This is a genomic window from Nocardia sp. NPDC059177, assembly GCF_042755165.1.
Taxonomy (GTDB): Bacteria; Actinomycetota; Actinomycetes; order Mycobacteriales; family Mycobacteriaceae; genus Nocardia.
Genome location: NZ_JBHZBX010000007.1, coordinates 263,144 through 286,302 on the forward strand (window position 1 = coordinate 263,144; position 23,159 = coordinate 286,302).

Sequence of the window (23,159 nt, forward strand, 5' to 3'; positions counted from 1 at the left end):
CTCTCCGCAATCCACGCTGTGACTGCCCTGACCAGCCTAGCTATCAGCGGGCATGCGCGCGCGGCGCGGATCAGTCGAGGATTTCGCGGCGCTGCAAGCCGGCGGGCACGGTGCCGTGGTGGAAGAAGTCGCGGAAGACCGCCGCGGCGTTGTCGGCGGTGAACACCTCTTCGGGATAGACGTAGGTGTCCTCGTCGCCGTGCGGCAGGTACACCGTCGGCAGGCCGAGGCGGCTGCCCGGGAATCCGAGGGTGTAGCGGCGGGTGACGTGATCGATCGTCGTGCGTAGCTGCAAGGTCATCGCGTCGGCCGAGCCTGCGCAGTGCAGGGCGAGATCGCCGCGAGCCGCGCTCACCGTCGCCGAGACATCGGTGGCCGGCATCGGTTCGGGCAGCAGGGTCAGATCGAGCGCGTAACGCTGGCGACCGTCCATCCGGCGCAGCGGGCGCAGAAAGCTGTCGAGGTCCTCGTGCGGGCCGATGAAGACCTTCAAACGGTCACTGTAGGTGACGCGATGCGTGGCGACGATGACGTCGTCGGCCGTCGGCTCGGCATCGAACGGGGGGACGAGGCGTGGATCCGGGGTGCCTGCCGCGCGGACGGGCAGCACCCGGCATGCGCTGGCCTCGGGAGACGAGAACACGTGACGCTCACCTACTCACACTCGGTTACTCGCTAGCAATCTAACCATCGGGGACGGCTTGTGATCCATAACAATACCGTGATGCAGATCACAAAGCATGGTTAGTTTAGTTCCGATTACGGATGAACCCGGGTCGTAGCCAACCGTGGGTCGGTTTCGTGCCGGTAGACCGGGGTGAGTAGGTCGGCGTCTACCGGCTCTCCGGTGGTCCGGTCGTACCGAACCGCGATCAAAACGGAGAACAACTGCGTGCTCGCGCGCTCGTGCAGGGTGGCCAGCCGGGTGGCCAGCAATCGGATCGCACCCAGCGAGCCGGGCGGGTGCAGCCCGTCGATCAGCATCACGCTGCCGCGCCGGTCGGGGCGGGGCAGCCGGGCCAGATAGGCGATGTCGTGCGGCTCGGTGCCGCCCGGCCGGTAGACCCGGCGCGCGGCCCGGTCCTCGATCCCGCGGCGGGTGTCGCCCGCACGGGTGACGGTCCGGCGCAGGCGCGGATCGGCCACGACCAGCTGGCGCAGGCTCGGCGAGAGCTCGGGGCCGCCGAGGACCACCAGACCGTCGCGATTGAGATCGATGGGCCTGCCCGGCAGGAAGGTCTCCACCGTCGCGACGAAGCCGAGCTGGCGCAGCAGCTCGGCGAGCCGTTGCGCGGCATTGGGGTCGGGTGCGCCGAGTAGCCTGCCCGCGCGCACCTCGGGCGCCAGCACGGTCAGGGAGCCGTGCCCGAAGAACAAGCCTTCGGGTACCGGGCCCTGGGTACTGACCTGATGGATCCGCGCGCGGGACAATCCCGCCGCGGCGCCGATCCGGGCGAACGTCCAGCCCTCGGCATGGAGTTCGCGGATCACGGCGCGCCGGATCCTGGTGAGTTCGTTGATGGTCTGCTGAGCAGCCGCCACCCCGTCGGTGGCCGCTTTGAGTCTCTCGACCTTGTCCTCGATCGCGAAGACTCTTGCCACGTCATCGGCCGACATGTGCGAAGTCTAGACAGCTCGACAGCATTCCGCGTCTATATCGGTTGACATCGAACTGTCCTGTGCGACAACGCCGATCCGGGCGATGTTGTCGGCAATCACAAGGACGCGAGGTAGCCGCCACCACCTCCGGTCTGCGCGACCCTGTGGCAAATCCCGACTGTACGGTGTGTTCCGCCGGTCAGGTGGCGTCGGAGTCGATCGGGGGGCGCTCGTTGGGGTTGAGCGGCTGCTGCCGCGGCGCCTTCTGCAGCGACGGGGCGACGGTGTTGTCGGGCATACCGCTGCTGGTGCCGAAGAGCTGCTTCTTGTCGGGCACCGCGTTCTCCAGATCGCGCAACACCGAGTCGTCACCGCCCAGCAGGTGCTTGGTCACCGCCGCGCGCGGGCTCATGCCGCGCAGCTCGTTCAGCTCGGCCAGCGGCTTGCGCAGGTCGTCGAACTCCGGCCCCAGCTCCTGCTTGAGCTGCGAGGTGGCCCCGCTGGCGTAATCGCGGACCTGACGCAGGGAACGGGTGGTCCAGCGGACGGCGCCGGGCAGCCGCTCCGGACCGAGGATCACGAGGGCGGCGACGAGCAGGATCATCATCTCGCTCCACCCGATGTTGCTGAACACGAATCCAGGTTACCCGGCGAGCGAGGTCCCTGGTCAGTCGGATTCGAGGGTGACCGGCACGTCCACCTGCCTGCCGTCGCGGATCAACCGCACGTTCACCGTGTCGCCGATCTGGTGCTGCTGCACCGCGACGACCAGCTCGTCCGGACCGGTGACCTCACGGTCGCCGACCTTCACGATGACGTCACCCTCGACGATCCCGGCCTTGGCGGCCGGCCCGTCCGGGGCCACATCGGCCACCGCGGCACCGCTCATCACCTCGTTGGCGACGGTCTTGGTGCGCGCGCTCAGCCCGATCACCGGATGGTGCATCTGGCCGTCGTTGATCAGCGTCTGGGCGACGTTGCGCATGACATCCACCGGGATGGCGAAGCCGAGACCCACCGAACCGCCGGTCTCGCTGCGGATGGCGGTATTGATGCCGACCACGCGGCCCTGCATGTCGACCAGGGCGCCACCGGAGTTACCGGGGTTGATCGCGGCATCGGTCTGCACGGCGTCGATGACCGCGTTGGTGTCGCTGCCCTCGCCGGCCAGCTTCACCGGGCGGTGCAAGGCGCTGACGATGCCGGAGGTGACGGTCTTGCTCAGGCCCAGCGGGGAGCCGATGGCCAGCACGTCGTCACCGACCTGCACGTCGGCGGACGTGCCGAGATTGGCGACGGTGAGGTTGTCGGCCTCCACCTTGAGCACGGCCAGGTCGGTCTTGGGATCGCGGCCCACGATCTGGGCGGGCACCCGGGTGCCGTCGGAGAACTGCACCTGGATGGCGGCGCGCTCGGACTTGTCGGTCGCGGCCATCGAGATCACGTGGTTGTTGGTGACGACATAACCCTTGCCGTCGATCACCACACCGGACCCGGTCGCGCCGTTGTCGCCGACGGTGACCCGGATCGACACCACCGAGGGCAGTACCGCGTTGGCGACCGCGGCGATGCGGCTGTGCGGCTCCTCGGTGCCGCCGGTCTGATCGAGGGTGACCTCCCGCGAGGTCAGTGTGGACGCGGTCTCGGCGGTGATCCGCCCGACCAGCCCGCCGACGACGGCGACGCCGAGCGCCAGCGCGGCCAGCACCGCCAGCGCCTTGGGCGCCACGGTGGAACCGAACAGCACCTCGCGGGCGGTCAGCTTGGGCGCGGCGGGCGGGCGCTTGACCGGCGCGGTCTCCACCGCGGGCGCGCCGAGGCGGGCGGCGGCGGCCGGATCACGCCAGGGATCGACCGGGCCGGCCACGACCGATGTGGCCTCGGTCGAGCCGGGCTCGCGCTGGAGCAGCTCGTCGGAGCCCTCCGGCCGGGCGAACGCCTCGGCCAGCACACCGTCGGGCGGGCGCTGGGTGACGAGCTGATCGGTCTCGGCGGCCTGATCCACGCGCCGCGGTTCGTGCGGTGCGAACGAGCCCGACTGGCCGTTCGGACGGCGGAACGCGCGCGCGGTATGGCTGTCGATGTGCGGCCGGTACACCGGGCGCGGACCGAGGTTCGGCGCGTCCGAGGGACGCAGGTTCCCCCGCTCGGCCCCCGATTCCGCGTGCTCGGTCGATCCGGAATTCGTCGATTCGCCTGTCACGTGTCGAGACTCTACTTGCGCCGCCAGGTTGTCCACCGGGTCGCGGTGAAGGAATCGGTGATGAATCCGAGAAATGCCTCGTTACGGCGGGGCGGCTGGACCGGTGAACCGGGCAGTTCGGCCAGCGGGATCCGGGTGAGGCTGTCGTGCAGGTTGTGCGGTACGTCCACCTCGGCGGCCCGGCGCAGCGCGATGCGCGCCTGCTGCTGGGCGTCGACCTCGGCCGCGCATTCGGGGCAGACCGAAAGATGCTGGGCGGCACGCAGATACGCGTTCATCCGCAGCTCGCCGTCGACATAGGCGGCGACGGCCTCGCTGGCCAGATGCTCGGTGGGCTGGAAGCGCGGCGATCGACCTGCTGACCTGGGGTCCACGCTCATGTCAGCGCCTCGCTGCCGCTCGGCGCTGCCATGACCGTGGTCACGGCTGTGCTCACTGGCGGCTCGCTTCGCTCGCGCATGCGGAGTTCATCCTTCCGACCAACAACCGAGAAGCCGAAACCGGCGTCACCTTGCGTAGGCGTCAGCGGAGAACCGCTGCCGTAGTTCCATTATGCGCAAGGTACTCGCGCAGCGCCTGCCGCCCACGGTGGATGCGGCTGCGGACGGTGCCCAGCTTCACGCCGAGCGTCGCGCCGATCTCCTCGTAGGACAGGCCCTCGATGTCACAGAGCACGACCGCGGCGCGGAACTCCGGGGCCAGCGCGTCGAGCGCTTTCTGCAGGTCGGGGTCGAGGCGCGCGTCGTGGTAGGCGTCTTCGGGGGTCGGCCCGTCGGCGGGCACACGGTCGTAGTCCTCGGGCAGCGCTTCCATCCGGATGCGGTTGCGGCGGCGGACCATGTCCAGGAAAAGGTTGGTGGTGATGCGGTGCAGCCAGCCCTCGAAGGTGCCCGGCTGGTAGTTCTGCAGCGAGCGGAAGACCCGGATGAAGGTCTCCTGGGTGAGGTCCTCGGCGTCCTGTGCGTCGCCGGAGAGGCGATAGGCCAGGCGGTAGACCCGGTCGGCGTGTTCGCGGACCAGTTCGTCCCAGGAGGGCATGACGGTGCGGTCGCCGGTGGCGTCGAAGGCGGCGGTGCCGGTGAGTTCGGCGTCGAGGGTCTCGCCCTCGGCGGTGAACTCGGCGGGGATGTGGTCGGGCAGTGGGGCGTGGGGACGCGCCGTGTCTACCATCGGGATGGGACACCTCCTACTCGGGACCGCTGGCACGAAACCGGCCGGTCCGGGTCAGCGAACCTGGTATCCGGAATCAACCAGCAACGATGTGTGGTTGTTCCCGCGTCTCGTACCCGCCGCGATCGGCTGGCCTTGCGTAGAGCAACTATTTCCTGTCGCGATATGCGACAGGTGTGGGGATCCTGAGTGTGGCCTGAGAATTTGACGCGCAAACTCCGGGCAATTATTCGGGAGTGTCGCGACATTTCGCCGCACCGGCGCCTTCGCTGAATACACAGACCCCCTCGGTGCCCTAGCCTCTTAGCTGTGGCATCGAACGTGGAGCGGAACCTGGCCTATGTGGAGGAGTCCGTCGTCGAGGACGAAGTCCTTCTCGACGCGCGGGAACGGGCCACCGAACTGGGCGCGGTCCCCGTGCCCGCCTCCGTCGGCGCCGTCCTGAGCATGTACGCGCAGATGCTGGGTGCCCGCGCCGTCGTCGAGGTCGGCACCGGCGCCGGGATCAGCGGATTGTGGCTGCTCGACGGCATGCGCGAAGACGGCACCCTCACCACCATCGATTCCGAACCCGAGCATCAGCGCGCCGCCAAGGAGGCCTTCCGCACCGCGGACATCCCGCCCGCGCGCACCCGGCTGATCAACGGCCGCGCCCTCGACGTGCTGCCCCGCCTCGCCGACGGCGCCTACGACCTGGTCTTCGTCGACGCCGCGCCCATGGAACACCTGCACTATGTGGAGCAGGGTGTGCGATTACTCCGCGAAGGCGGCGCGTTCATCCTGCACAACGCCCTGCTCGGCGGCCGCGTCCCCGACCCGGCCCAGCGCGACCCGGCCACCATGGCGGTGCGCGCCGCCACCCGCGCGATCGCCGAGAACCCCGACCTGACCAGCGTCCTCATCCCCATCGGCGACGGCCTGCTGTGCGCCTCGAGATGTTGAATTGCGGCCGGCTCAGCTGACCCAGATGCCCTTGCCGACGGTCACCACACCGCCGTTGCTGACCGCGAATCGGTCGCGGTCGCGATCCAGGTCGACGCCGATGATCTCGCCCTCGCCGACCACCACGTTCTTGTCCAGGATCGCGTGCCGCACCACCGCGCCGCGCCCGATCCGCACGCCGGGCATGAGCACACTGCCCTCGACGGTGGCGCCGTCGTCGATCATCACATTCGAGCTGAGCACCGAATTGCGGACCGTCGCCGCCGACAGGATCGAACCGGATCCGACGATGGACTCCTGGGCCAGCCCGCCCTGGGCGAACTTGGCGGGCGGCAGGTTCTCGGCGGCGCCGCGGATCGGCCAGTGCTTGTTGTAGAGGTTGAACACCGGGTGCACCGAGACCAGGTCCATGTGCGCCTCGTAGAAGGCGTCGATGGTGCCGACATCGCGCCAGTAGCCGCGGTCGCGTTCGGTGGCGCCGGGGACCACATTGTCGGCGAAGTCGTAGACGGCGGCCTGACCCGCGGCGACCAGCGCCGGGATGATGTCGCCACCCATGTCGTGATCGGAGTCGGAGTTCTCGGCGTCGGCGCGGATGGCCTCGACCAGCACCCGGGTGGTGAACACGTAGTTGCCCATGGACGCGAAGGTCACATTCGGGTCGTCCGGGGTGCCCGGCGGATGCGCGGGCTTCTCCAGGAACTGGGTGATCCGGCCGGACTCGTCGGAATCGATGCAGCCGAAGGCGCTCGCCTCGCTGCGCGGCACCCGGATCCCGGCGACGGTGACGCCCGCGCCGGCCGCGATGTGGCTGGCGACCATCTGCTCCGGGTCCATCCGGTACACGTGGTCGGCGCCGAAGACCACGATGTAGTCCGGGTCCTCGTCGTAGATCAGGTTGAGCGACTGCATGATCGCGTCGGCGCTGCCGGTGTACCAGCGCGGCCCGAGCCGCTGCTGGGCGGGCACCGGAGTGATGTACTCGCCGGTGAACCCGGACAGCCGCCAGGTCTGGGAGATGTGGCGGTCCAGGGAATGCGACTTGTACTGGGTGAGCACGCACAGGCGCAGATAGCCCGCGTTGACCAGATTGCTGAGGACGAAATCGATCAGCCGGTAGGCGCCACCGAACGGAACCGCGGGCTTGGCGCGGTCTGCCGTGAGCGGAAACAGTCGTTTGCCCTCGCCACCGGCGAGCACGATCCCGAGTACGTGCGGCTGGCTCCTCACTCTGCTCAAAGTACAGGTCCCCGCAGGCTTCGGTGGCTCATGTCGACCCGACGGTCTAATTTGGACCAGTGAGTTCTGGCACCGTCAGTGAGCAGGCGCCGGCGGCCGCGCCGCGGGTCGCCGTGCTGACCCGGGAGTACCCGCCGGAGGTGTACGGCGGGGCGGGCGTACACGTCACCGAACTCACCGCCCGATTGCGCGCGCTGTGTGCGGTGACGGTGCACTGCATGGGCGTGCCGCGCACGGGCGCGGTGGTGCACCGGCCCGATCCCGAGCTCTACGCCGCCAACGCGGCCTTGCAGATGATGTCGGCGCAGCTGCGGATGGCCGATGCCGCGGGCGGTGTCGACGTGGTGCATTCGCACACCTGGTACGCGGGCCTGGCCGGGCACCTGGCCGCCACGCTCTACGACATCCCACACGTGCTGACCGCGCATTCGCTGGAGCCGCGCAGACCGTGGAAGGCCGAACAACTCGGCGGCGGATACCGGCTGTCGTCGTGGTCGGAACGCACCGCGATGGAGCACGCCGACGCGATCATCGCGGTGAGCGAGGGCATGCGCCACGACGTGCTCGACGCCTATCCGGCGATCGACCCGACCCGAGTGCACGTGGTACACAACGGCATCGACGCGACCGTCTGGCATCCCGGCCCGCCCGCCGGGGCCGCGGGCCCGGTGATGGAGCGGCTCGGCGTGCGGGCCGACCTGCCGATCGTGTCCTTCGTCGGCCGGATCACCCGGCAGAAGGGTGTAGGGCATCTGCTTGCCGCCGCCCGCGATTTCGACCCCGGCATCCAGCTGGTGCTGTGCGCGGGCGCGGCCGACACCGCCGAACTCGGGCAGGAAGTCGCCGAGGCCGTCGACGGGCTGCAACGGCAGCGCGGCAATGTCTTCTGGGTGAAGGAGATGCTGCCCAGCGAACAGGTGCGCCAAATCCTGGCCGCCGCCACGGTGTTCGTGTGCCCGTCGGTGTACGAGCCGCTGGGCATCGTCAACCTGGAGGCGATGGCGTGCGCGACCGCGGTGGTGGCCTCCGATGTCGGCGGGATTCCGGAGGTGGTCGCCGACGGTGTCACCGGCACGCTGGTGCACTACCAGGCCGACGCGACCGAGAAGTACGAGCACGAACTGGCCGCCGCGGTGAATGCGGTGGCGAGTGATCCGGTGCTGGCCCGTCGCTACGGCGAGGCCGGGCGGGCACGTGCCATCGCGGAATTCGACTGGGCCAAGATCGCCGAGGACACCGTCGCGGTATATCGGAGTGTGCTGCGCTGACGTGACGGCGCTCCGGTCCCGACCGGCGCGGTCAGGTGTTCGGTAGGTAGACCGACACTGTCACCGAGGCCGTGACTTCGGAGATTTCCGGGAGTGCCGCGATGCGTGGGTCGTCGGCCGGGGTTCCGTGGAAGGCCGACGGGCCCATCGCCACCACGTGGGTGACATCGGCGCGGCCGAGCTTCATCGGGAACTCGACGAGGGTGTGTTCGACGCGGGTGAAGGTGCCGGCCAGGGCGGCGGCCAGACGGCGGTCCTTGTCGGGGTCGACGCGGACCATGCCGAGCGGGTCGATCAGCTCGCCGAGATGCCGGTCGGTGGGAGTCACCACCACGAACCGGCCGCCGGGCGCGAGTACCCGGGCGACCTCGCCGGGATTGCGTGGGGCGAAGACCGACACGACACCGGCGAGCGCGGCGTCGCGGACCGGGAGACCACGCCAGGCATCGGCCAAGATCGAGGCCATGCGGGGGTGTGCGCGAGCGGCCCGGCGCGCGGCGGGTTTGGCGACGTCGAGGGCGATGCCGATGGCCCCGGGCCGGGCATCGAGTACCCCGGCCAGGTAGTAGCCGGTTCCCGCCCCGATCTCGAGCACCGCATCGCCGGCCGGGGCGAGTCGATCGGTATCTGTGTCGTCGGTCGGGGTGAGCCGGTCGGTTCCCGTGGCGCCGATCGGTGTGGCGGGCGTGCGGTCGAGTTCGGCGCCGGTCGCCGCCTGGTATCCGGGTGCTGCGACATCGCCCGGTGTTGCGCCTGCGCGCAAGGCGTGGGCGGTGGCCGCGGCGATGGGGGCGAAGTGTCCGGCGCCCTGGAAGGCGGCGCGGGCGTCGAGCATGGCGGCGGTGTCGCCGGTCATCTTGGTCGACGCGCCGGTCAGCAGCCCGACATAGCCTTGGCGGGCGATGTCGAAGCTGTGGCCGTTCGCGCAGCGCAGCGCGCGGTCACGCTGATGCAATGCGCCGCCGCACTCCGGGCAGGCCAGGAGTGCGGCGGCCGCGAGCAGGGCTGTCAGCTGGTGACGCTCTTCAGTTCGTCACCGAGCGCCGCAGCTTCGTCCGGCGTGAGTTCGACGACCAGACGCCCGCCACCCTCGAGTGGAACCCGCATGACGATTCCACGACCTTCCTTGGTTGCCTCGAGGGGACCGTCCCCGGTACGGGGCTTCATGGCCGCCATCCTCTGCTCCCTCCAGATCTGCGCGGTCTGTCTGCGCACTGTTTCTCGTCTGCCGGTTGTCGCCAACCAGCGGGCTCGCCGGGTGTTCGGCGGGCCACACCGGTCCTATTCTTCCCTATTGCCGCCGCGGGCGGACACCTGAGTAGGAAATGTGACTCTCGAGTCGGTTCCGTGGTCAGCGGTGCGTACCCAGCAAACTTCCAGGTGGTCGTCGACCATTCCGGTCGCCTGCATGAGGGCGTAGGCCGTCGTCGGGCCGACGAATGCGAAGCCCCGGCGCTTCAATTCCTTTGCCAGAGCAACGGATTCAGGTGTGGTCGCGGGCACATCCGAGATCGATGCCGGCCGCGGGCGTGGCGGGGGTGCGAAGGACCACACCAGCTCGTCCAGACTGATTGGCAGGTCGCGAGCAACCCGGGCATTGGTGATGGCCGCGTCGATCTTGGCGCGGTTGCGCACGATGCCTGCGTCGGCGAGCAGCCGGGCGCGGTCCTCGGCACCGAATTCGGCCACCTTCGCGATCTCGAAGCCGGCGAACGCGGCGCGGAAGGCGGGCCGTTTGCGCAGGATGGTGATCCAGGCCAGTCCCGACTGGAACGCCTCCAGGCAGAGTCGTTCGAACAGGGCGTCGTCACCGTGCAGGGGCCTGCCCCATTCGGTGTCGTGGTAGTCGCGGTAGAGCTGGGAGCCGGTCGACCAGTCACAGCGGACCAGGCCGTCGTCGGCGAGTTCGCTCACTGCCGATCCTGGCCGGCCAGCACCTGCGCCTGCCAGTGCCGCGCCTGCGCCAGCTCGAGCTCCAGCTCATCGATGCGCTCGGCCAGCCTGCCCAACGCCCAGTCGACCTCGCCGGCCTTGTACCCACGCACCACCTGCTGGAACCGCAGCGCCCGCACATCGGCCCCGGTCACCCCCTGCGCGGGCAGCACCGTCGCCGTGGTCCCCTCGGGCAGCGGCCCGAGCTCCTCGGACCGCCCGAACACCGCACTGGCGACAAGAAACAACATCGCCGCCACCAACCCGACGATGAGCACGTATAGAAGCAGCGTCAGCATGCAACCAGCCTAGGCATCCCGACCGACAACAACCCTCAGAGGTGGCGGGTTGTGTCGATGCCCAGGGACATGCCGGCCAGGCCGCGCTTGCGGACGGCCAGTTTGTCGGCCACCCCCCGCAGGGCGACCGCGGCGGGGTTGTCGGGGTCGGCGAGCACGATCGGGGTGCCCTCGTCACCGCCTTCGCGCAGCGCCTGCTCGATCGGGATCTGACCGAGCAGCGGGACGTTCGCGCCGACGGCGCGGGTGAGCCGTTCGGCGACGACCTCGCCGCCACCCGAGCCGTAGAGCTCCATCCGGGAACCGTCGGGCAGGTCGAGCCAGGACATGTTCTCGACCACGCCGGCGATGCGCTGGCGGGTCTGCAGGGCGATCGCACCGGCGCGTTCGGCTACCTCGGCGGCGGCGATCTGCGGGGTGGTGACCACCAGGATCTCGGCGTTGGGGATCAGCTGGGCGATGGAGATGGCCACATCACCGGTGCCGGGCGGCAGGTCGAGCAGCAGCACGTCCAGGTCGCCCCAGAACACGTCGGCCAGGAACTGCTGCAGCGCGCGGTGCAGCATCGGGCCGCGCCACACCACGGGCGTGTTGCCCTGGGTGAACTGCGCGATCGAGATCATCTTCACTTCGTGCGCGATGGGCGGCATGATCATCCGCTCGACCTGCGTCGGCTTGGCGTCGGAGCCGAGCATGCGGGGAATGGAGTGACCGTAGATGTCGGCGTCGAGTACCCCGACGGACAGACCACGCTGGGCCAGCGCCACCGCCAGGTTGGCGGTGACGCTGGACTTACCGACGCCGCCCTTCCCCGAGGCGACGGCGTATACGCGGGTCAGCGACCCGGGCTGGGCGAACGGGATCACCGGCTCGGCGGAGTCGCCGCGCAGCGACTTGCGCAGCTCGGTGCGCTGTTCGTCGCTCATCACGTCCAGGTCGACGGTCACCGCGCCCGCTCCCGGGACATCGGCGACAGCCTTGGTGACGCGCTGGATGATCTCGGTCCGCAACGGGCAGCCGGACGTGGTCAGGTACACCTCGATGTGCACATCGCCGTTGTCGGCGATGGCGATGGACTTGACCATGCCCAACTCGGTGATCGGCTTGCGGATCTCCGGGTCGTCGACCTTCGCGAGTCCCGCCCGTACGTCCGCTTCCGTAATCACTGCCATATGACCGATATTATGCTGTTCCTCTTACCTCAGATCCGGGGGAGGTCCTGGGGGCGGGGCGCCAGGCCGCTGGAGTAGGAGCCGGACCAGGCCATGACGTTGGCGACATAGGCCATCGAGTTGTTGTAGCGCAGGATGGCCTTGGACTGCTGGGACAGGTCCCGCATGTTCAGGCCGCCGTCGCAGAGGTAGCGACCCGCCGTGAGTGCGGCGTCGAAGAGGTTCTGCGGGTCGGCGATGCCGTCGGCGTTGCCGTCGGCAGCGTAGCGGTGCCAGGTCTCGGGCAGGAACTGCATCGGGCCGATGGCGCGGTCGTAGCCGCCGAGGCCGTCGAGTTCGCCGCCGTCGCTGTCGTGGATGACATTGTTGCCGTAGAGGCTGCCGTCGAGGACCGGGCCGTACACGGCCTTGATCGGGTTGCCGTCGGCGTCGGCCTTGCCGTAGGCGTGGGTGGACTCCACCCGGCCGATGCCGGCCAGCAGCGACCAGTTCATCCCGCAGTGCGGATTCTCCACGGCCAGTTGCTCTTCGGCGCTCTGGTAGGCGGCCACGGCGATGCCGGGGATGCCGAGCGGGCCTGCCGGTAAGTCGGCGGCGACGCGATCGTCCGGCAGCGCAACGGTTTTCACCACCGGTGTGGCCGAGGCCGATTGTTTGGCCTCCATGTGCGCCACCTCGGCGATCTCGGCCTGGGGTGCGGCGGCCAACTCGGGCGCGGCTTCCTGGTCGAGCTCGGGCAGGTCGTGTTCGACCGCGGCGGTGGCTGCTGTGGTCACGTCGGTCGCGGCGGCGGTAACGGCCACGAGTCCGGCGGGGACCAATCCGGTCAGTGCGATGAGCGAGCTACGTCGAACCGTGGTAGCTGGCTGTTTCCGATGACGGCCCATAGCCCGAGATTACCGCACCCGAGATCTTTTTGTTACCCCTCTGTGATCTGTATTTCGGTTTGATTCAGGGGACCACGGGAGCGACCGGCAGCGGGATGACGATGTTGAACGGCAACGTGATCGCGGGCTGCGGCGCGGGCGCCACCGGCTCCGGCGCGGGCGCCGGTTCGGGGGCGGGCTCCTCGGTCGGCGCGATACCGGGCTCTGGCGTCTTCTCCGCCTCGGTCGGTGCGGGCGCCTCCGCCGGCGCGGGCTCGGCCGGGACACAGGTCGAGGCTTTCGGCTCGGCCGGCTGCGCCGGATCCTTCGGCTCGGCCGCGCCGTAGGTCTGCGCGGTGGGCTCCTGGGCGGCCGCTTCTTCCTTCGGTGCGAGCGGGTCGGGCATCGGGGCGGGTTCCGGTGCGCTCGCGCAGGTCTCCGGTGCGGGCGCGACCGGCGCGGGGCAGAAGATGCCGCACGGGATGGGCGGCAGGCCGGGCAGGGTGATCATGATCTGGGTCGGTGTGGTGACCGTCGGGGTGTTGGCGGGCAGCTGGTTGGTGGTCGAGGGCGGGGCCGCGGTGGTCGGCTGGTCGGTCGAGGCGGCCAGCACGTTCGGCGAGACCAGCGGGGCGCTGCCCGGCGGCACGATGTCGGGGGAGATGGCGACCTGGCTGGGCGCGCCGCCGTTGCGGTAGGCCGCCGACCAGCTCAGCACATTGGCCGCGTAGGACATGGAGTTGTTGTAGCGCAGGACCGCCCGCAGTTCCTGGGAGGCCTCGCGCAGGTTCAGCCCACCCGAGCACAGGTACTTGCCCGCGCCGAGGGCGGCGTCGAAGACGTTGTGCGGGTCGGCCACGCCGTCGCCGTTGCCGTCGGCGGCGTAGTGCGCCCAGGTGCTCGGCAGGAACTGCATGGGCCCGACCGCCCGGACGAAACCGCCGTCGGCTTCCTTGATGATCTCGTTGCCCGGCAGGGTGCCGTCCAGTGCCGGGCCGAAGATGGGGGTGGTCGTGGTGCCCGCGGCGTCGGTGCTGCCGCTGCTGGCGTGCCCGGACTCGATCCGGCCGATACCGGCCAGCAGGTTCCAGGTCAGGCCGCAGCCGGGTTCGGCGGTCTGCATCGCGAGTTCGGCATTGCGGTAGGCCGCGAGCACGATCTCCGGAATGCCCAGTGCGCCGCTGCCGACAGGCAGCGAAATACTGTGCAGGGGAACGGTTCCCGCGAACGGTGCGGCGCTGTTGGCCGAGGGGCTCAGTGCCCGCAGCTTGCGCGGGGCCTCCTGGGAGACTGGGAGCAGGCCGACACTCTCGGAGAGCTCGGCCTCGGGCGTGTCCGCGGTGCTGCTGGCGCTGGCGGCCAGCAGCGCTTCGGGTGCCTGCGGGGCCACGCTCGGCTGGGTGGACTGCGCTGCCGAGCCCGAGGCGACGAGCCCCGCTACGACCAGGGCCGACATCGTGATCGGAGTAGAGATTCGCATTGGCGACACACCAGCCCTTTACGTCGAAGCAGCGGCACCGCAGAGTCCCCCCTCCGGCCCGCCCGGAACAACGTGATCCAGGTTACCTACCGGTCAGGAAGTTGTTGAGCATTTCCGGTCACTCGTCTGCACCGCCAGGCGAAATCGGGGCGGAAGAGGGCGTTTGACCGGAGGTTTTCTTGCGGACGGCTTTTCGCTTTTTCTCTGCCGTCGGCGCGCCGCCGGGCGTGGTGACCGCGTCGATGCGGTCGAGGACCTCCTTGATCTCCTCCAGTTCGCGGCGTAGATAGTCGCGGGTGGCCACATCGCCGACGGCCAGGCGCAGCGAGGCGAGTTCGCGGGCGAGGAACTCGGTGTCGGCCTTGGTCTGCGCGGCGCGGGTCCGGTCCTCCTCGAGCGAGACCTTGTCCCGGTTGTCCTGGCGGTTCTGGGCCAGCAGGATCAGCGGCGCGGCATAGGCGGCCTGGGTGGAGAAGGCCAGATTGAGCAGGATGAACGGGTACGGGTCCCAGCGCAGCGACACCGCGAAGACATTGAGCAGGATCCACACCACCACGATCACGGTCTGGATCGCCAGATAACGCCCGGTACCCAGGAACCGGGCGACCCGCTCGCTCGCGCTGGCGAACGCGTCGGAGTCCCAGTCGAATCGCAGCCGCGACCCGACCGGCGTCTCCAGCCGCTGCCGGGCCGGGCTCTTCTCGCTCACGCGCCGCTCCCGTTCGCCGCGGCGGGCTCGGTGTGCGCCAGCGGCGGTGTCTCTTCCTCGCGCCAGTCCTCGGGCAGCAGGTGATCGAGGACGTCGTCGACGGCCACCGCGCCGAGCAGGTGGTTCTCCGCGTCCACCACCGGCCCGCACACCAGGTTGTAGGTGGCGAAGTAGCGGGTCACCGCGGCCAGCGGCAGTTCGGGCGACAGCGGCGAGAGGTCGGTGTCGACGATCCCGCCGACCAGGTGCGCCGGCGGTTCCCGCAGCAACTGCTGGATGTGTACGCAGCCCAGATACCGGCCGGTGGGGGTGGCCGTCGGCGGGCGCACCACGAAGGCCATCGAGGCCAGTGCGGGCGTCAGGTCCGGATCGCGCACGCGCGCCAGCGCTTCGGCGACGGTGGTCGACGGGCTCAGCACCACCGGTTTGGGTGTCATCAGGCCGCCCGCGGTGTCGGGGGAGTGCGCGAGCAGACGGCGCACCGGCTCGGATTCCTCGGGGTCCATCAGCGCCAGCAGCGATTCGGCTTCGCTCTCGGGCAGCTCGCCCAGCAGGTCGGCGGCGTCGTCGGGGTCCATGGCCTCCAAGACGTCGGCGGCGCGGTGCACCTCGAGATGGCCGAGCAGCTCGACCTGATCGTCGTCGGGCAGCTCCTGGACGACATCGGCGAGGCGCTCGTCGTCCAGGGCGATGGCCACCTCCACCCGGCGTTTCTCCGGCAGCTCGCGCAACCGGTGCGCGACATCGGCCGCACGCAGTCCCTCGAACTGCGACAGCAAGGTGGTGACGTCCTGCCCGGGCCTGCCGACCTCGGCCGGGGTCAGCCCGGCCACCTGCGACCAGTCGACCACGTGCACCGCGCGCCGCCGCCCGATCCGCCGGTGCCCGCGCACCGCGACCCGTCCGATCACCCAGTCGCGGGTGCGGGTCTGCTCGATGCCGAGATCGGCGACGAACACGTCGACGCCGTCCAGGTCGGGCAGGCCGGGATCGTCGACGCGCACCTGCGTGTCCACGATCTGCGCCAGCGCCAGCATTTCGCCGGGTCGCTGGGCGAAGCGGCGCAGGCTGACGGTGCCGGTGTTGAGTGTGACCATGCCCGGTTCGATCGCGGTGACCCGCAGCATCGGCACGAAAATCCGCCGCCGGGTGACCAATTCGACCACCAGCCCGTGTACTCGCGGTTGCTGGCGCCCATATCGGACGGCCACGACCACATCGCGGACCCGGCCGATAGACTCCCCGTCCGGACCCAGCACCGTCAGGCCGGCGAGCCGGGCGACGTACACCCTGGTGGTTGCCATGATCATCAGGCTAGGCGGTCCGCTACGGCCGGTCACGACACGCCACGGCCGGTGTGACGAAGAATCAGGAGGCCCCATGCAGCCCCGTCGCTCGGTGCTCGCCGTGCCAGGCAGCAACCCGAAGATGATCGCCAAGGCCAAGGGCCTGCCCGTGGACGAGGTGTTCCTCGATCTCGAGGACGCGGTCGCACCCGGCGCCAAGATCGCCGCCCGCGCCAATATCGTGGCCGCGCTCAACGAACCCGGCTGGGGTTCGCAGCTGCGGGTGGTGCGGGTCAACGACTGGACGACGGAGTGGACCTACGCCGATGTCATCCAGGTGGTCGAGGGCGCGGGCGCGGCGCTCGACGCGATCCTGCTGCCCAAGGTGACCGACGCCGGTCAGGTGCGGGCGCTGGATCTGCTGCTGACCCAGCTGGAGAAGGCCAGCGGGCTCGAGGTGGGTCGCATCGGCATCGAGCCGCAGCTCGAGAACGCGCTGGGCTTGCGCAATATCGACGCCATCGCCACCGCGAGCCCGCGGGTGCAGACGCTGGTGTTCGGCCCGGCCGATTTCATGGCCAGTATCAATATGCGCACGCTGGTCGTCGGCGAGCAGCCGGAGGGTTACGACGTCGGCGACGCCTACCACCACATCCTGATGACCATCCTGCTCGCCGCCCGCGCCCACGGGCTGCAGGCCATCGACGGCCCCTACCTGCAGATCCGCGATCTCGACGGCTTCCGGCGCGCCGCGGCCCGCACGGCCGCACTGGGTTTCGACGGCAAGTGGGTGCTGCATCCGACCCAGGTCGACGCGGCCAACGAGATCTTCAGCCCGCGCCAGGCCGACTACGACCGCGCCGAGCAGATTCTCGACGCCTACGCCTTCCACACCTCGGCCGAAGGCGGCGCGCGCGGTGCGGTGATGCTCGGCGATGAGATGATCGACGAGGCCAGTGCCAAGATGGCTCAGGTGATTGCGGACAAGGGGCGGGCAGCCGGCATGAAGCGGTCGGACGCCTGATCCGGGAGCCCGTGATCACAGAACGGGCATTCCGGACATTTTGGAGACGCGTTTCACTCCACCACACCCACCCTGGACCTAGCAGAATGGGACTATGACGAATCCCTTGGGCAACCCGAATCGCGGACGGCAGGCGTTGCCGACGCCGCCGTCGGGCTGGCCGGTCGGCTCGTATCCGACCTACGCCGAAGCGCAGCGCGCGGTCGACTACCTGGCCGACGGGCAGTTCCCGGTGGGCGATGTGACCATCGTCGGCGTCGATCTCATGCAGGTCGAGCGGGTGCTCTACCGGCTCACCTGGGGCAAGGTCATCGGCGGCGGCGTCGTCTCGGGCGCCTGGCTCGGCCTGTTCCTCGGTCTGCTGCTGAGCCTGTTCACCACCACCGGTGGCGCGCTCGGCCCGCTGGTCGTCGGCCTGGTCGGCGGCATCATCTTCGGCGTCATCACCACCTCGATCCCGTACGCCGCGACCAAGGGCCAGCGCGACTTCGCCTCGACCATGCAGCTCGTGGCCGGCCGCTACGACGTGCTGTGCGACCCGAAGACCGCCGAACGCGCCCGCGACATGCTCGCCCGATTGGCCCTGTGAGCCGATGGACGTGGTGAACACGGTCCGCACCGCGGTGCTGGACCACTACGGAGTCGAGCGCGCACAGGTCGACGCGGCCTCGGTGACCTTCCTCGGCCTGGAACCGATCGAGATCCTGCGCGTCCCCGGCGACGGTGTCCTGCACTACGCGACCCTGGGCGGATCCCGCCATCCCATGGGCGACCCGGCCGACCTGCTCGCCGACCCCCTGCGCGGCCCACGCGCCGAACTGGTCCTCACCCTGCTCCTGAGCGCGGGCCCGCAGGCCGGCGTGGCCCGCACACTCGGCGTCCTGGTCGCCACCCCGTCGGTGGAAGGCGTTGTCCTGCAAGCCGACGCGCTGCTCGACCTGGGTGAACCGCTGTGGCGCGAGTCGACGTTCACCGCGGTCCTGCTCGGCGACAGCGACGTGCCGGAGGTGCCCCTACCCGACCCGGCCGAGCCGGTGCGCTACCTGAGCGTCACCCCGATCACCGCGACCGAGGCCGCCTGGGTGCGGGTGCGCGGCGCCCAGGCCCTGCGCGACGCCTGGACCGAGGCGGGCATCGACGTCCGCGACCCGGCCCGTGGCGCGGTGAACCTCTAGCGCCACCTGGCGCCCTCGCTGGTCCCGTCACCATCGCGGCGGGTCAGCGGCCGGTTACCGGTAGGCGGGCTCGTTGTCCTCGCGATAGATCGCGATGGCCGACTTCATCAATCGCACCACCGCGTGGCGCACCTGGGCGGAATCGGCCGGACGTGCCTCGACCACCGCTCCCCGCTCGGTCACCAGATAGCGCCCGTCCGGGAAGTCCATCACATGGAATCCCTGACCCGGCTCGGGCCGGTTGTCCACCGCCGCACCGGGATACCCGGCCACGTAGACCAGCGTCGGGCGCGGTCGACCGAAGAAGTCGTCGGCCTTCTGCTGGGGTGTGCGCCGATCCGCCGCCCACGGGTCGTACGGTGCCTCCTCGGCCAGATCGTGGGTGTTCATCGTGAACACCTCCCAGGATGCGGCCGCGGCCCGCGGCAACCGCGCCACCAGCTTGTCCGGCACCGACGCGGTGTCGAGCAACGTCATCCGGATATCGCCGCCGTCGCGATCCACCGGCACCCGCTGCTGTTCGACCAGCACCGCCGACTGTTCGTGCACCGCCGCGAAGGTACGCAGCTTCTCCCCGTCGCCGTACCCCGACAGCTCGAAGCGCGCTTCCGGAGCCAACAGGATTCGCAACGCGGTCTCCATCGACGCGTCCCACAGCGGCAGGATCCGCTGGGCCTCCTGCTGCCACTGCCGGTCGTAGTCGTCGACCGTCTCGGCCTCGGTGTGGGTCTGCAACGGATACGGCAGCACATCGCGCTGGACCGAGCGCATCAGCACGGCGAACCCCAACGGACTGAACTGCCACTGCCCGCCGCTCATTCGCCGATCACCGGTGGCACCGTCCGCACCCGCTGATCCTCGGACAGCCCGGTGAGCTCCTCACCGTTCTGCTGGTTGATCAGGTAGTCCTTGGTCGCGACTTCGTTGTCGTCGTCGCCCTTGCCGCGCGCACCGCCGGCACCCATGCCACCCATCCCGGACATGCCGTTACGGCCCGCCGCACCGGAACTCGTGCCGGTGCCGGCTCCGTTCGGCTTGCCCGCACCGCCCGGCGTCCCCGGCTGCGTGGTACCCGGCGTACCCCCGGCCGGTGAGCCACCGCCGGGCGATCCGCCCGTGGGCAGCCCGCTGGTTCCCGCGGGCTGCGTGCCCGCCGGCGTGGTGCCCGGTGACGTGGGAGTGGTCGGGCTGGTCGGTGTTTCCGGGGTGGTCGTGGCCGGAATCGTGCTCGACGGCGAGGTGTCGTCGTCCTCGGTGTCGTCGTCGGACGGATCCTCGGTGGTGGGATCCTCGGTCGTCGGCTGCTCCGTGGTGGGCTGCTGCGTTGTCGGCTGCTGGGTGGTCGGCTTGGTGGACGACCCGTCCGGCTTGGTGCTCCCGCCCGGAGTGTCGGTGTCCTTGTTGACCGGGTTGTACGGCTGGGGAACCTTCGGCACCTGCGTGTCGGCCTCGCCGACCGCCTTGTAGAACACGCCCCGAACCACTTCCGCGCCTTCGGCTTTCGCGGTGTCCTCGTTGTGGCTGTCCATCTTCCAGGTGGGGCCGGGAACGTAGCTGAGAATCTTGCTCGTCGTCGAGCCTTCGTGCGGCTGCACCCGATCCTTGGTGACCTGCGCCGCGGACTTCACCAGCTTCACCTTCTCGGCCATCATCTGCGCCGAGGTCAGCAGCGACCCGGACTTCTCGACGTACTGGGCGATCCCCTCACCCGCACTGGCCGCCGCGTTCCCACTCCACTTCTCCGCGATCGCCTTGCTGATCTCCGCGTCGTAGGTCTTGAACCCGGCCTCGAGCTGATTCCGCATCGACTCCCACCGCGTGTGCAGGGTGGTGATGTCGGCGACGTTCATCGCCTGGACCCGCTCGTACAGATCCGACATGGTGCTCGGCTCTTCGTAGTCGTTCACCTGCGAGCCCTGATACTCACCGTCGAACCCGTTCTTCAAGTCCGTCAGCCGATTCCGCGCGATCGTCGCATCCGGACTCTCGTCGGTCGACCGATCCGGTGTACTCCCGTTCGCATACGACGACAGCCCCGCATAGGCGCCACCGACCACCGCGGCCGCCGCGAGGATTGCGGGAAGAGCCATCACTTACCCCCATTGTCGAGCTCGGCAGCCTTGTTGTCGGTCGCCGCGGTCTGTGCGACCTGCTGGTCCTCGTACTTCTTCACCGAGATCTCGATGGTGTCGCGGATCAGCTCGAGGACTTCGATGTGCTCTTCGAACGCGGTATTGAAATCTCGTTCTCCGCCAACGGCTTTCATGCCAAGCATCTTGGCCAGCTGATCAGCGCAGTTGAAGCGGCCGAGGCCCGTTACCACCGAGACGCTCTGCAGATCGCTCTTGAGTTGCGTAAAGAGCGCGATTTGCTTATTGCTGGCATCGCGGCAGCCTTTGGCCACTGATGGATCGAGATAGAGCCGACCCGCCTTGGCCTCTTCGTTCAGGAATTGCCAGCGGGATTTCTCTTCGGTTGGAGACACCGCACCCCCTTTATATCTGCCTGTTCACTTAGGAAAGAGTGGAATAATTGCTTCTGCAATCGGCTTCAGGCGCTCGCACGGCGGCACCGACTTGGATTTTGTGCTGATATTGAGCAGGTCGATCTGTGCGAGTCCGTATGACGTAGGGAACGCGAACGAGCACTCTTCGTCAGCGTCGTTATGGGTCTGGCGGTACTGCAGGCCCACCTGGCCGGCGATGGTCACATCTTCGACATCTACGTTCGTCGGCTTGGCTCGGAGCTCGTCGATCGTGTGGATCGTTGTATACGCGCCGACGCCGTAGTTCGGCGGGTACTCAGCATCTTCCCATCGGCAGGTCCTCCAACCAGGCTCTTCGACGCCGAGGATGCCCGATCGCTTTGAGCTCACATCCAGCCCCAACCCGGTCAACGTCGACTCCGGAATCTCCGAACACGGATCCCACAACGCCGCGGTAGCCGCCGCCATATCGGTAGTCGAGCTCGGCTGAGCATTCCCCTCCTCAGCCGTCGAGCACCCCGCCACCGCGAGCACCCCACACACCACCGAAGCCACCACCGCAGACCGCCGCACGACCATCCTCCATCTCCCCATTCCACCGGCCCAGACCCCACGGCCCCAGCCCCGAGCCACCCGAGCACTCCCCGCACCCGCCGGCCCACAGATCCCGCCCACCTTACGACATCCCACCGACCTCCGGCCTCCCTCCCCGGCAAGCCCCCGAACCGGCACGCGCTCCCACCTCACCCGAACGATTCATCCACCGTGCCCTCGTCGATCAGCAGCGCGACCAGAGCGTTCCGGGCAACGACGACGTACGGTTCCTCCGAAACCCCAGCCGCCTCGACACCGCCCCTTAGACGCATCGAACAGCCCTCTGGTTCCATCGAATTCATGACAGTGCAGACCCTCGAACTCGTCCGCTAGGCTCGACGCTCGGCACTTCGTGCCACACATCCGGCCAGCACTTCGTCGCTGGTCGGCGCGAACGAACACCACAGGTCGGGGGAGTACCGCACACCGGCCGACCCGTGGTGGCAGCACAGAGAGTCACCAGGGGGATCACGATGACGAGTACAGGCGGTGCCGGGGAAATCAACGTCTCCCCCGACACGATCAAAACCCACGCCACCAACATCACCGCCGCCGGCTCAGGCCTGACCGAAGCCCTCGAAGCCGCCCAAGCCGTCTCCGCCCCCTCCGACGCGTTCGGCAAGATCTGCGCGTTCCTCGGCCCACTGTTCGTCGATTCCGTCGAAACCGACGGCATCGACGCCATCCAAGCCGCGATCGATTCCTTCACCACCACCAGCACCAACCTGTCCACCGTCGTGGACTCGTTCACCTCCCGCGACACCACCAACGCCGCCGCGTTGAAGTCCCAGGAATCCGGCCTGTAATGGCCGCCAACCCCCTCATCGCAGCCAAAGAAGACTCCACCACCGCCTACACCGGCATCAGCTGCATCGAAACCGTCACCGGAGTCTCCGACGCCATCTCCTCCGGTTCCTGGATCGAAGCCGGCCTCGGCGTCCTCGGCGGCGCCGCGGACCTGTTCTCCCTCGCCGTCGACCCGCTGGGCACCCTCGCCTCCTACGGCGTCGGCTGGCTCATCGAACACTGCGAACCACTACAAAAAGCACTGAACTGGATCGCCGGTGACCCCGACCAGATCGAGGCCTACGCCAAAACCTGGGACAACGTCGCCACCCGCATCACCGAAGTAGCCAACACCCAGAAATCCGCCGTCGAAACCGACGTCGCCGACTGGACCGGCCAAACCGCCACCGCCTACAAGTCCCACGCCACCGACACCACCAACCTCCTCTCCGCAGCCTCCAGCGCAGCCACCACCGCCGCATCAGCCATCCGCCTCGCCGGCGGCGTCGTCGCCGCAGTCCGCCAAACCGTGCGCGACCTGGTCTCCCAAACCGTGGCCCGCCTGGCCGTCTGGGCTGCCGAGGCCGTGTTCTCCCTCGGCCTGGCCACCCCGGTGATCGCGGTCCAGGCCACCGCCTACATCGCCAAAACCACCGCGATGATCTCGAAACTGTTCTCCAAACTGGCCAAGACGATGTCGAAACTGACGCCGCTGCTGAAGAAACTGAAATCAGCGTTCGGCGACATCGCGTCCGCGTTCAAGAAGACCAAGACCGGCGGCAAGAACACCGACACCACCCCCGCCTCGACCAAACCGAAAACCAAAGGCGACGACTGAGGGGCTGGGAAGTTCTCGGACAGTGAGATTTTGACTTCTCAGGCTGCTCGATTCCGCTCGAACCAGTCGGACTCTACTTCGTTGGGCGTCCG

The 23,159-nt window shown here is 68.9% G+C and carries 27 protein-coding genes; 7 read left to right on the forward strand and 20 right to left on the reverse strand.

Annotated features, from left to right (window positions below; translation table 11 throughout):
• Window positions 1-70: 70 nt before the first annotated feature.
• The 6 genes from ACFXK0_RS12065 to sigE form a co-directional block, all read right to left on the reverse strand.
• Window positions 71-643, reverse strand: a complete 573-nt coding sequence (locus ACFXK0_RS12065; protein ID WP_379410122.1) for a hypothetical protein — start codon at window positions 641-643, stop codon at window positions 71-73.
• Between the two features lie 116 nt (window positions 644-759).
• The gene (locus tag ACFXK0_RS12070) at window positions 760-1,617 is read right to left on the reverse strand and encodes a hypothetical protein (RefSeq protein ID WP_379410123.1); all 858 of its coding nucleotides are present in this window, start codon (window positions 1,615-1,617) and stop codon (window positions 760-762) included.
• A 181-nt stretch (window positions 1,618-1,798) separates the two neighbouring features.
• Window positions 1,799-2,233, reverse strand: a complete 435-nt coding sequence (gene tatB, locus ACFXK0_RS12075) for a Sec-independent protein translocase protein TatB (protein WP_379410124.1) — start codon at window positions 2,231-2,233, stop codon at window positions 1,799-1,801.
• Between the two features lie 33 nt (window positions 2,234-2,266).
• The gene (locus ACFXK0_RS12080; protein WP_379410125.1) at window positions 2,267-3,802 is read right to left on the reverse strand and encodes a S1C family serine protease; all 1,536 of its coding nucleotides are present in this window, start codon (window positions 3,800-3,802) and stop codon (window positions 2,267-2,269) included.
• Between the two features lie 11 nt (window positions 3,803-3,813).
• Window positions 3,814-4,182, reverse strand: coding sequence for a hypothetical protein (locus ACFXK0_RS12085; protein ID WP_379410126.1), 369 nt, complete (start codon window positions 4,180-4,182; stop codon window positions 3,814-3,816).
• A gap of 142 nt (window positions 4,183-4,324) precedes the next feature.
• Complete coding sequence (gene sigE / locus ACFXK0_RS12090) at window positions 4,325-4,972, reverse strand: RNA polymerase sigma factor SigE (protein ID WP_379410127.1); 648 nt, start codon at window positions 4,970-4,972, stop codon at window positions 4,325-4,327.
• Between the two features lie 309 nt (window positions 4,973-5,281).
• Here sigE and ACFXK0_RS12095 point away from each other — a divergent pair, with 309 nt between their 5' ends.
• Entirely contained in the window at window positions 5,282-5,914 is a 633-nt protein-coding gene (locus ACFXK0_RS12095; protein WP_379410128.1) for an O-methyltransferase, read from the forward strand.
• Between the two features lie 12 nt (window positions 5,915-5,926).
• Here the strand turns inward: ACFXK0_RS12095 and glgC are convergent, their stop codons facing one another.
• Window positions 5,927-7,144, reverse strand: coding sequence for a glucose-1-phosphate adenylyltransferase (gene glgC, locus ACFXK0_RS12100; RefSeq protein WP_379410129.1), 1,218 nt, complete (start codon window positions 7,142-7,144; stop codon window positions 5,927-5,929).
• A 68-nt stretch (window positions 7,145-7,212) separates the two neighbouring features.
• Here glgC and glgA point away from each other — a divergent pair, with 68 nt between their 5' ends.
• On the forward strand, window positions 7,213-8,421 hold the full coding sequence (gene glgA / locus ACFXK0_RS12105) for a glycogen synthase (protein ID WP_379410130.1): 1,209 nt from the start codon (window positions 7,213-7,215) through the stop codon (window positions 8,419-8,421).
• A 31-nt stretch (window positions 8,422-8,452) separates the two neighbouring features.
• Here the strand turns inward: glgA and ACFXK0_RS12110 are convergent, their stop codons facing one another.
• The 9 genes from ACFXK0_RS12110 to ACFXK0_RS12150 form a co-directional block, all read right to left on the reverse strand.
• The gene (locus ACFXK0_RS12110; RefSeq protein WP_379410166.1) at window positions 8,453-9,433 is read right to left on the reverse strand and encodes a putative RNA methyltransferase; all 981 of its coding nucleotides are present in this window, start codon (window positions 9,431-9,433) and stop codon (window positions 8,453-8,455) included.
• On the reverse strand, window positions 9,430-9,597 hold the full coding sequence (locus ACFXK0_RS12115; RefSeq protein WP_011211259.1) for a DUF3117 domain-containing protein: 168 nt from the start codon (window positions 9,595-9,597) through the stop codon (window positions 9,430-9,432). The genes ACFXK0_RS12110 and ACFXK0_RS12115 overlap by 4 nt, the downstream gene beginning before the upstream one ends.
• A 105-nt stretch (window positions 9,598-9,702) precedes the next feature.
• Window positions 9,703-10,335 (reverse strand): DNA-3-methyladenine glycosylase I, encoded by a 633-nt coding sequence (locus tag ACFXK0_RS12120; RefSeq protein ID WP_379410132.1) that lies wholly within the window; start codon window positions 10,333-10,335, stop codon window positions 9,703-9,705.
• Window positions 10,332-10,652 (reverse strand): DivIVA domain-containing protein, encoded by a 321-nt coding sequence (locus ACFXK0_RS12125; protein ID WP_379410133.1) that lies wholly within the window; start codon window positions 10,650-10,652, stop codon window positions 10,332-10,334. Before ACFXK0_RS12125 ends, ACFXK0_RS12120 begins: the two co-directional genes overlap by 4 nt.
• A gap of 35 nt (window positions 10,653-10,687) precedes the next feature.
• Window positions 10,688-11,824, reverse strand: coding sequence for an Mrp/NBP35 family ATP-binding protein (locus tag ACFXK0_RS12130; RefSeq protein WP_379410134.1), 1,137 nt, complete (start codon window positions 11,822-11,824; stop codon window positions 10,688-10,690).
• A gap of 29 nt (window positions 11,825-11,853) precedes the next feature.
• Window positions 11,854-12,711 (reverse strand): lytic transglycosylase domain-containing protein, encoded by an 858-nt coding sequence (locus ACFXK0_RS12135; protein ID WP_379410135.1) that lies wholly within the window; start codon window positions 12,709-12,711, stop codon window positions 11,854-11,856.
• Between the two features lie 64 nt (window positions 12,712-12,775).
• A complete protein-coding gene (locus tag ACFXK0_RS12140; protein WP_379410136.1) occupies window positions 12,776-14,170 on the reverse strand; it encodes a lytic murein transglycosylase in 1,395 nt (464 codons plus the stop codon).
• A gap of 118 nt (window positions 14,171-14,288) precedes the next feature.
• Window positions 14,289-14,879: a DUF1003 domain-containing protein gene (locus ACFXK0_RS12145; RefSeq protein WP_379410137.1), complete on the reverse strand. Its 591-nt coding sequence runs from the start codon at window positions 14,877-14,879 to the stop codon at window positions 14,289-14,291.
• Entirely contained in the window at window positions 14,876-16,183 is a 1,308-nt protein-coding gene (locus ACFXK0_RS12150; RefSeq protein ID WP_379410138.1) for a magnesium transporter MgtE N-terminal domain-containing protein, read from the reverse strand. Before ACFXK0_RS12150 ends, ACFXK0_RS12145 begins: the two co-directional genes overlap by 4 nt.
• Window positions 16,184-16,259: 76 nt before the next feature.
• Here ACFXK0_RS12150 and ACFXK0_RS12155 point away from each other — a divergent pair, with 76 nt between their 5' ends.
• From ACFXK0_RS12155 to ACFXK0_RS12165, 3 genes are all read left to right on the forward strand, one after another.
• Window positions 16,260-17,189, forward strand: a complete 930-nt coding sequence (locus tag ACFXK0_RS12155) for an HpcH/HpaI aldolase/citrate lyase family protein (protein WP_379410140.1) — start codon at window positions 16,260-16,262, stop codon at window positions 17,187-17,189.
• 94 nt (window positions 17,190-17,283) lie between these two features.
• Window positions 17,284-17,778, forward strand: coding sequence for a general stress protein (locus tag ACFXK0_RS12160; protein ID WP_379410141.1), 495 nt, complete (start codon window positions 17,284-17,286; stop codon window positions 17,776-17,778).
• A 4-nt stretch (window positions 17,779-17,782) separates the two neighbouring features.
• Complete coding sequence (locus ACFXK0_RS12165; RefSeq protein ID WP_379410142.1) at window positions 17,783-18,364, forward strand: suppressor of fused domain protein; 582 nt, start codon at window positions 17,783-17,785, stop codon at window positions 18,362-18,364.
• Window positions 18,365-18,418: 54 nt separating this feature from the next.
• Here ACFXK0_RS12165 and ACFXK0_RS12170 read toward each other — a convergent pair whose 3' ends face one another.
• Genes ACFXK0_RS12170 through ACFXK0_RS12185 form a run of 4 tightly spaced genes read right to left on the reverse strand, consistent with a single transcriptional unit; the run spans window position 18,419 to window position 21,428 of the window.
• Window positions 18,419-19,183, reverse strand: a complete 765-nt coding sequence (locus tag ACFXK0_RS12170; protein ID WP_379410143.1) for an ESX secretion-associated protein EspG — start codon at window positions 19,181-19,183, stop codon at window positions 18,419-18,421.
• The gene (locus ACFXK0_RS12175; RefSeq protein ID WP_379410145.1) at window positions 19,180-20,454 is read right to left on the reverse strand and encodes a hypothetical protein; all 1,275 of its coding nucleotides are present in this window, start codon (window positions 20,452-20,454) and stop codon (window positions 19,180-19,182) included. The genes ACFXK0_RS12170 and ACFXK0_RS12175 overlap by 4 nt, the downstream gene beginning before the upstream one ends.
• Window positions 20,454-20,849: a hypothetical protein gene (locus ACFXK0_RS12180; RefSeq protein WP_379410146.1), complete on the reverse strand. Its 396-nt coding sequence runs from the start codon at window positions 20,847-20,849 to the stop codon at window positions 20,454-20,456. The genes ACFXK0_RS12175 and ACFXK0_RS12180 overlap by 1 nt, the downstream gene beginning before the upstream one ends.
• Window positions 20,850-20,873: 24 nt before the next feature.
• Window positions 20,874-21,428: a DUF3558 domain-containing protein gene (locus tag ACFXK0_RS12185; RefSeq protein ID WP_379410147.1), complete on the reverse strand. Its 555-nt coding sequence runs from the start codon at window positions 21,426-21,428 to the stop codon at window positions 20,874-20,876.
• Between the two features lie 488 nt (window positions 21,429-21,916).
• Between ACFXK0_RS12185 and ACFXK0_RS12190 the strand changes: the two genes are divergently transcribed.
• Together ACFXK0_RS12190 and ACFXK0_RS12195 are read left to right on the forward strand one after the other, a co-directional pair.
• Complete coding sequence (locus ACFXK0_RS12190) at window positions 21,917-22,249, forward strand: type VII secretion target (RefSeq protein WP_379410149.1); 333 nt, start codon at window positions 21,917-21,919, stop codon at window positions 22,247-22,249.
• On the forward strand, window positions 22,249-23,067 hold the full coding sequence (locus ACFXK0_RS12195) for a WXG100 family type VII secretion target (protein ID WP_379410150.1): 819 nt from the start codon (window positions 22,249-22,251) through the stop codon (window positions 23,065-23,067). The genes ACFXK0_RS12190 and ACFXK0_RS12195 overlap by 1 nt, the downstream gene beginning before the upstream one ends.
• The last annotated feature ends 92 nt before the right edge of the window (window positions 23,068-23,159 follow it).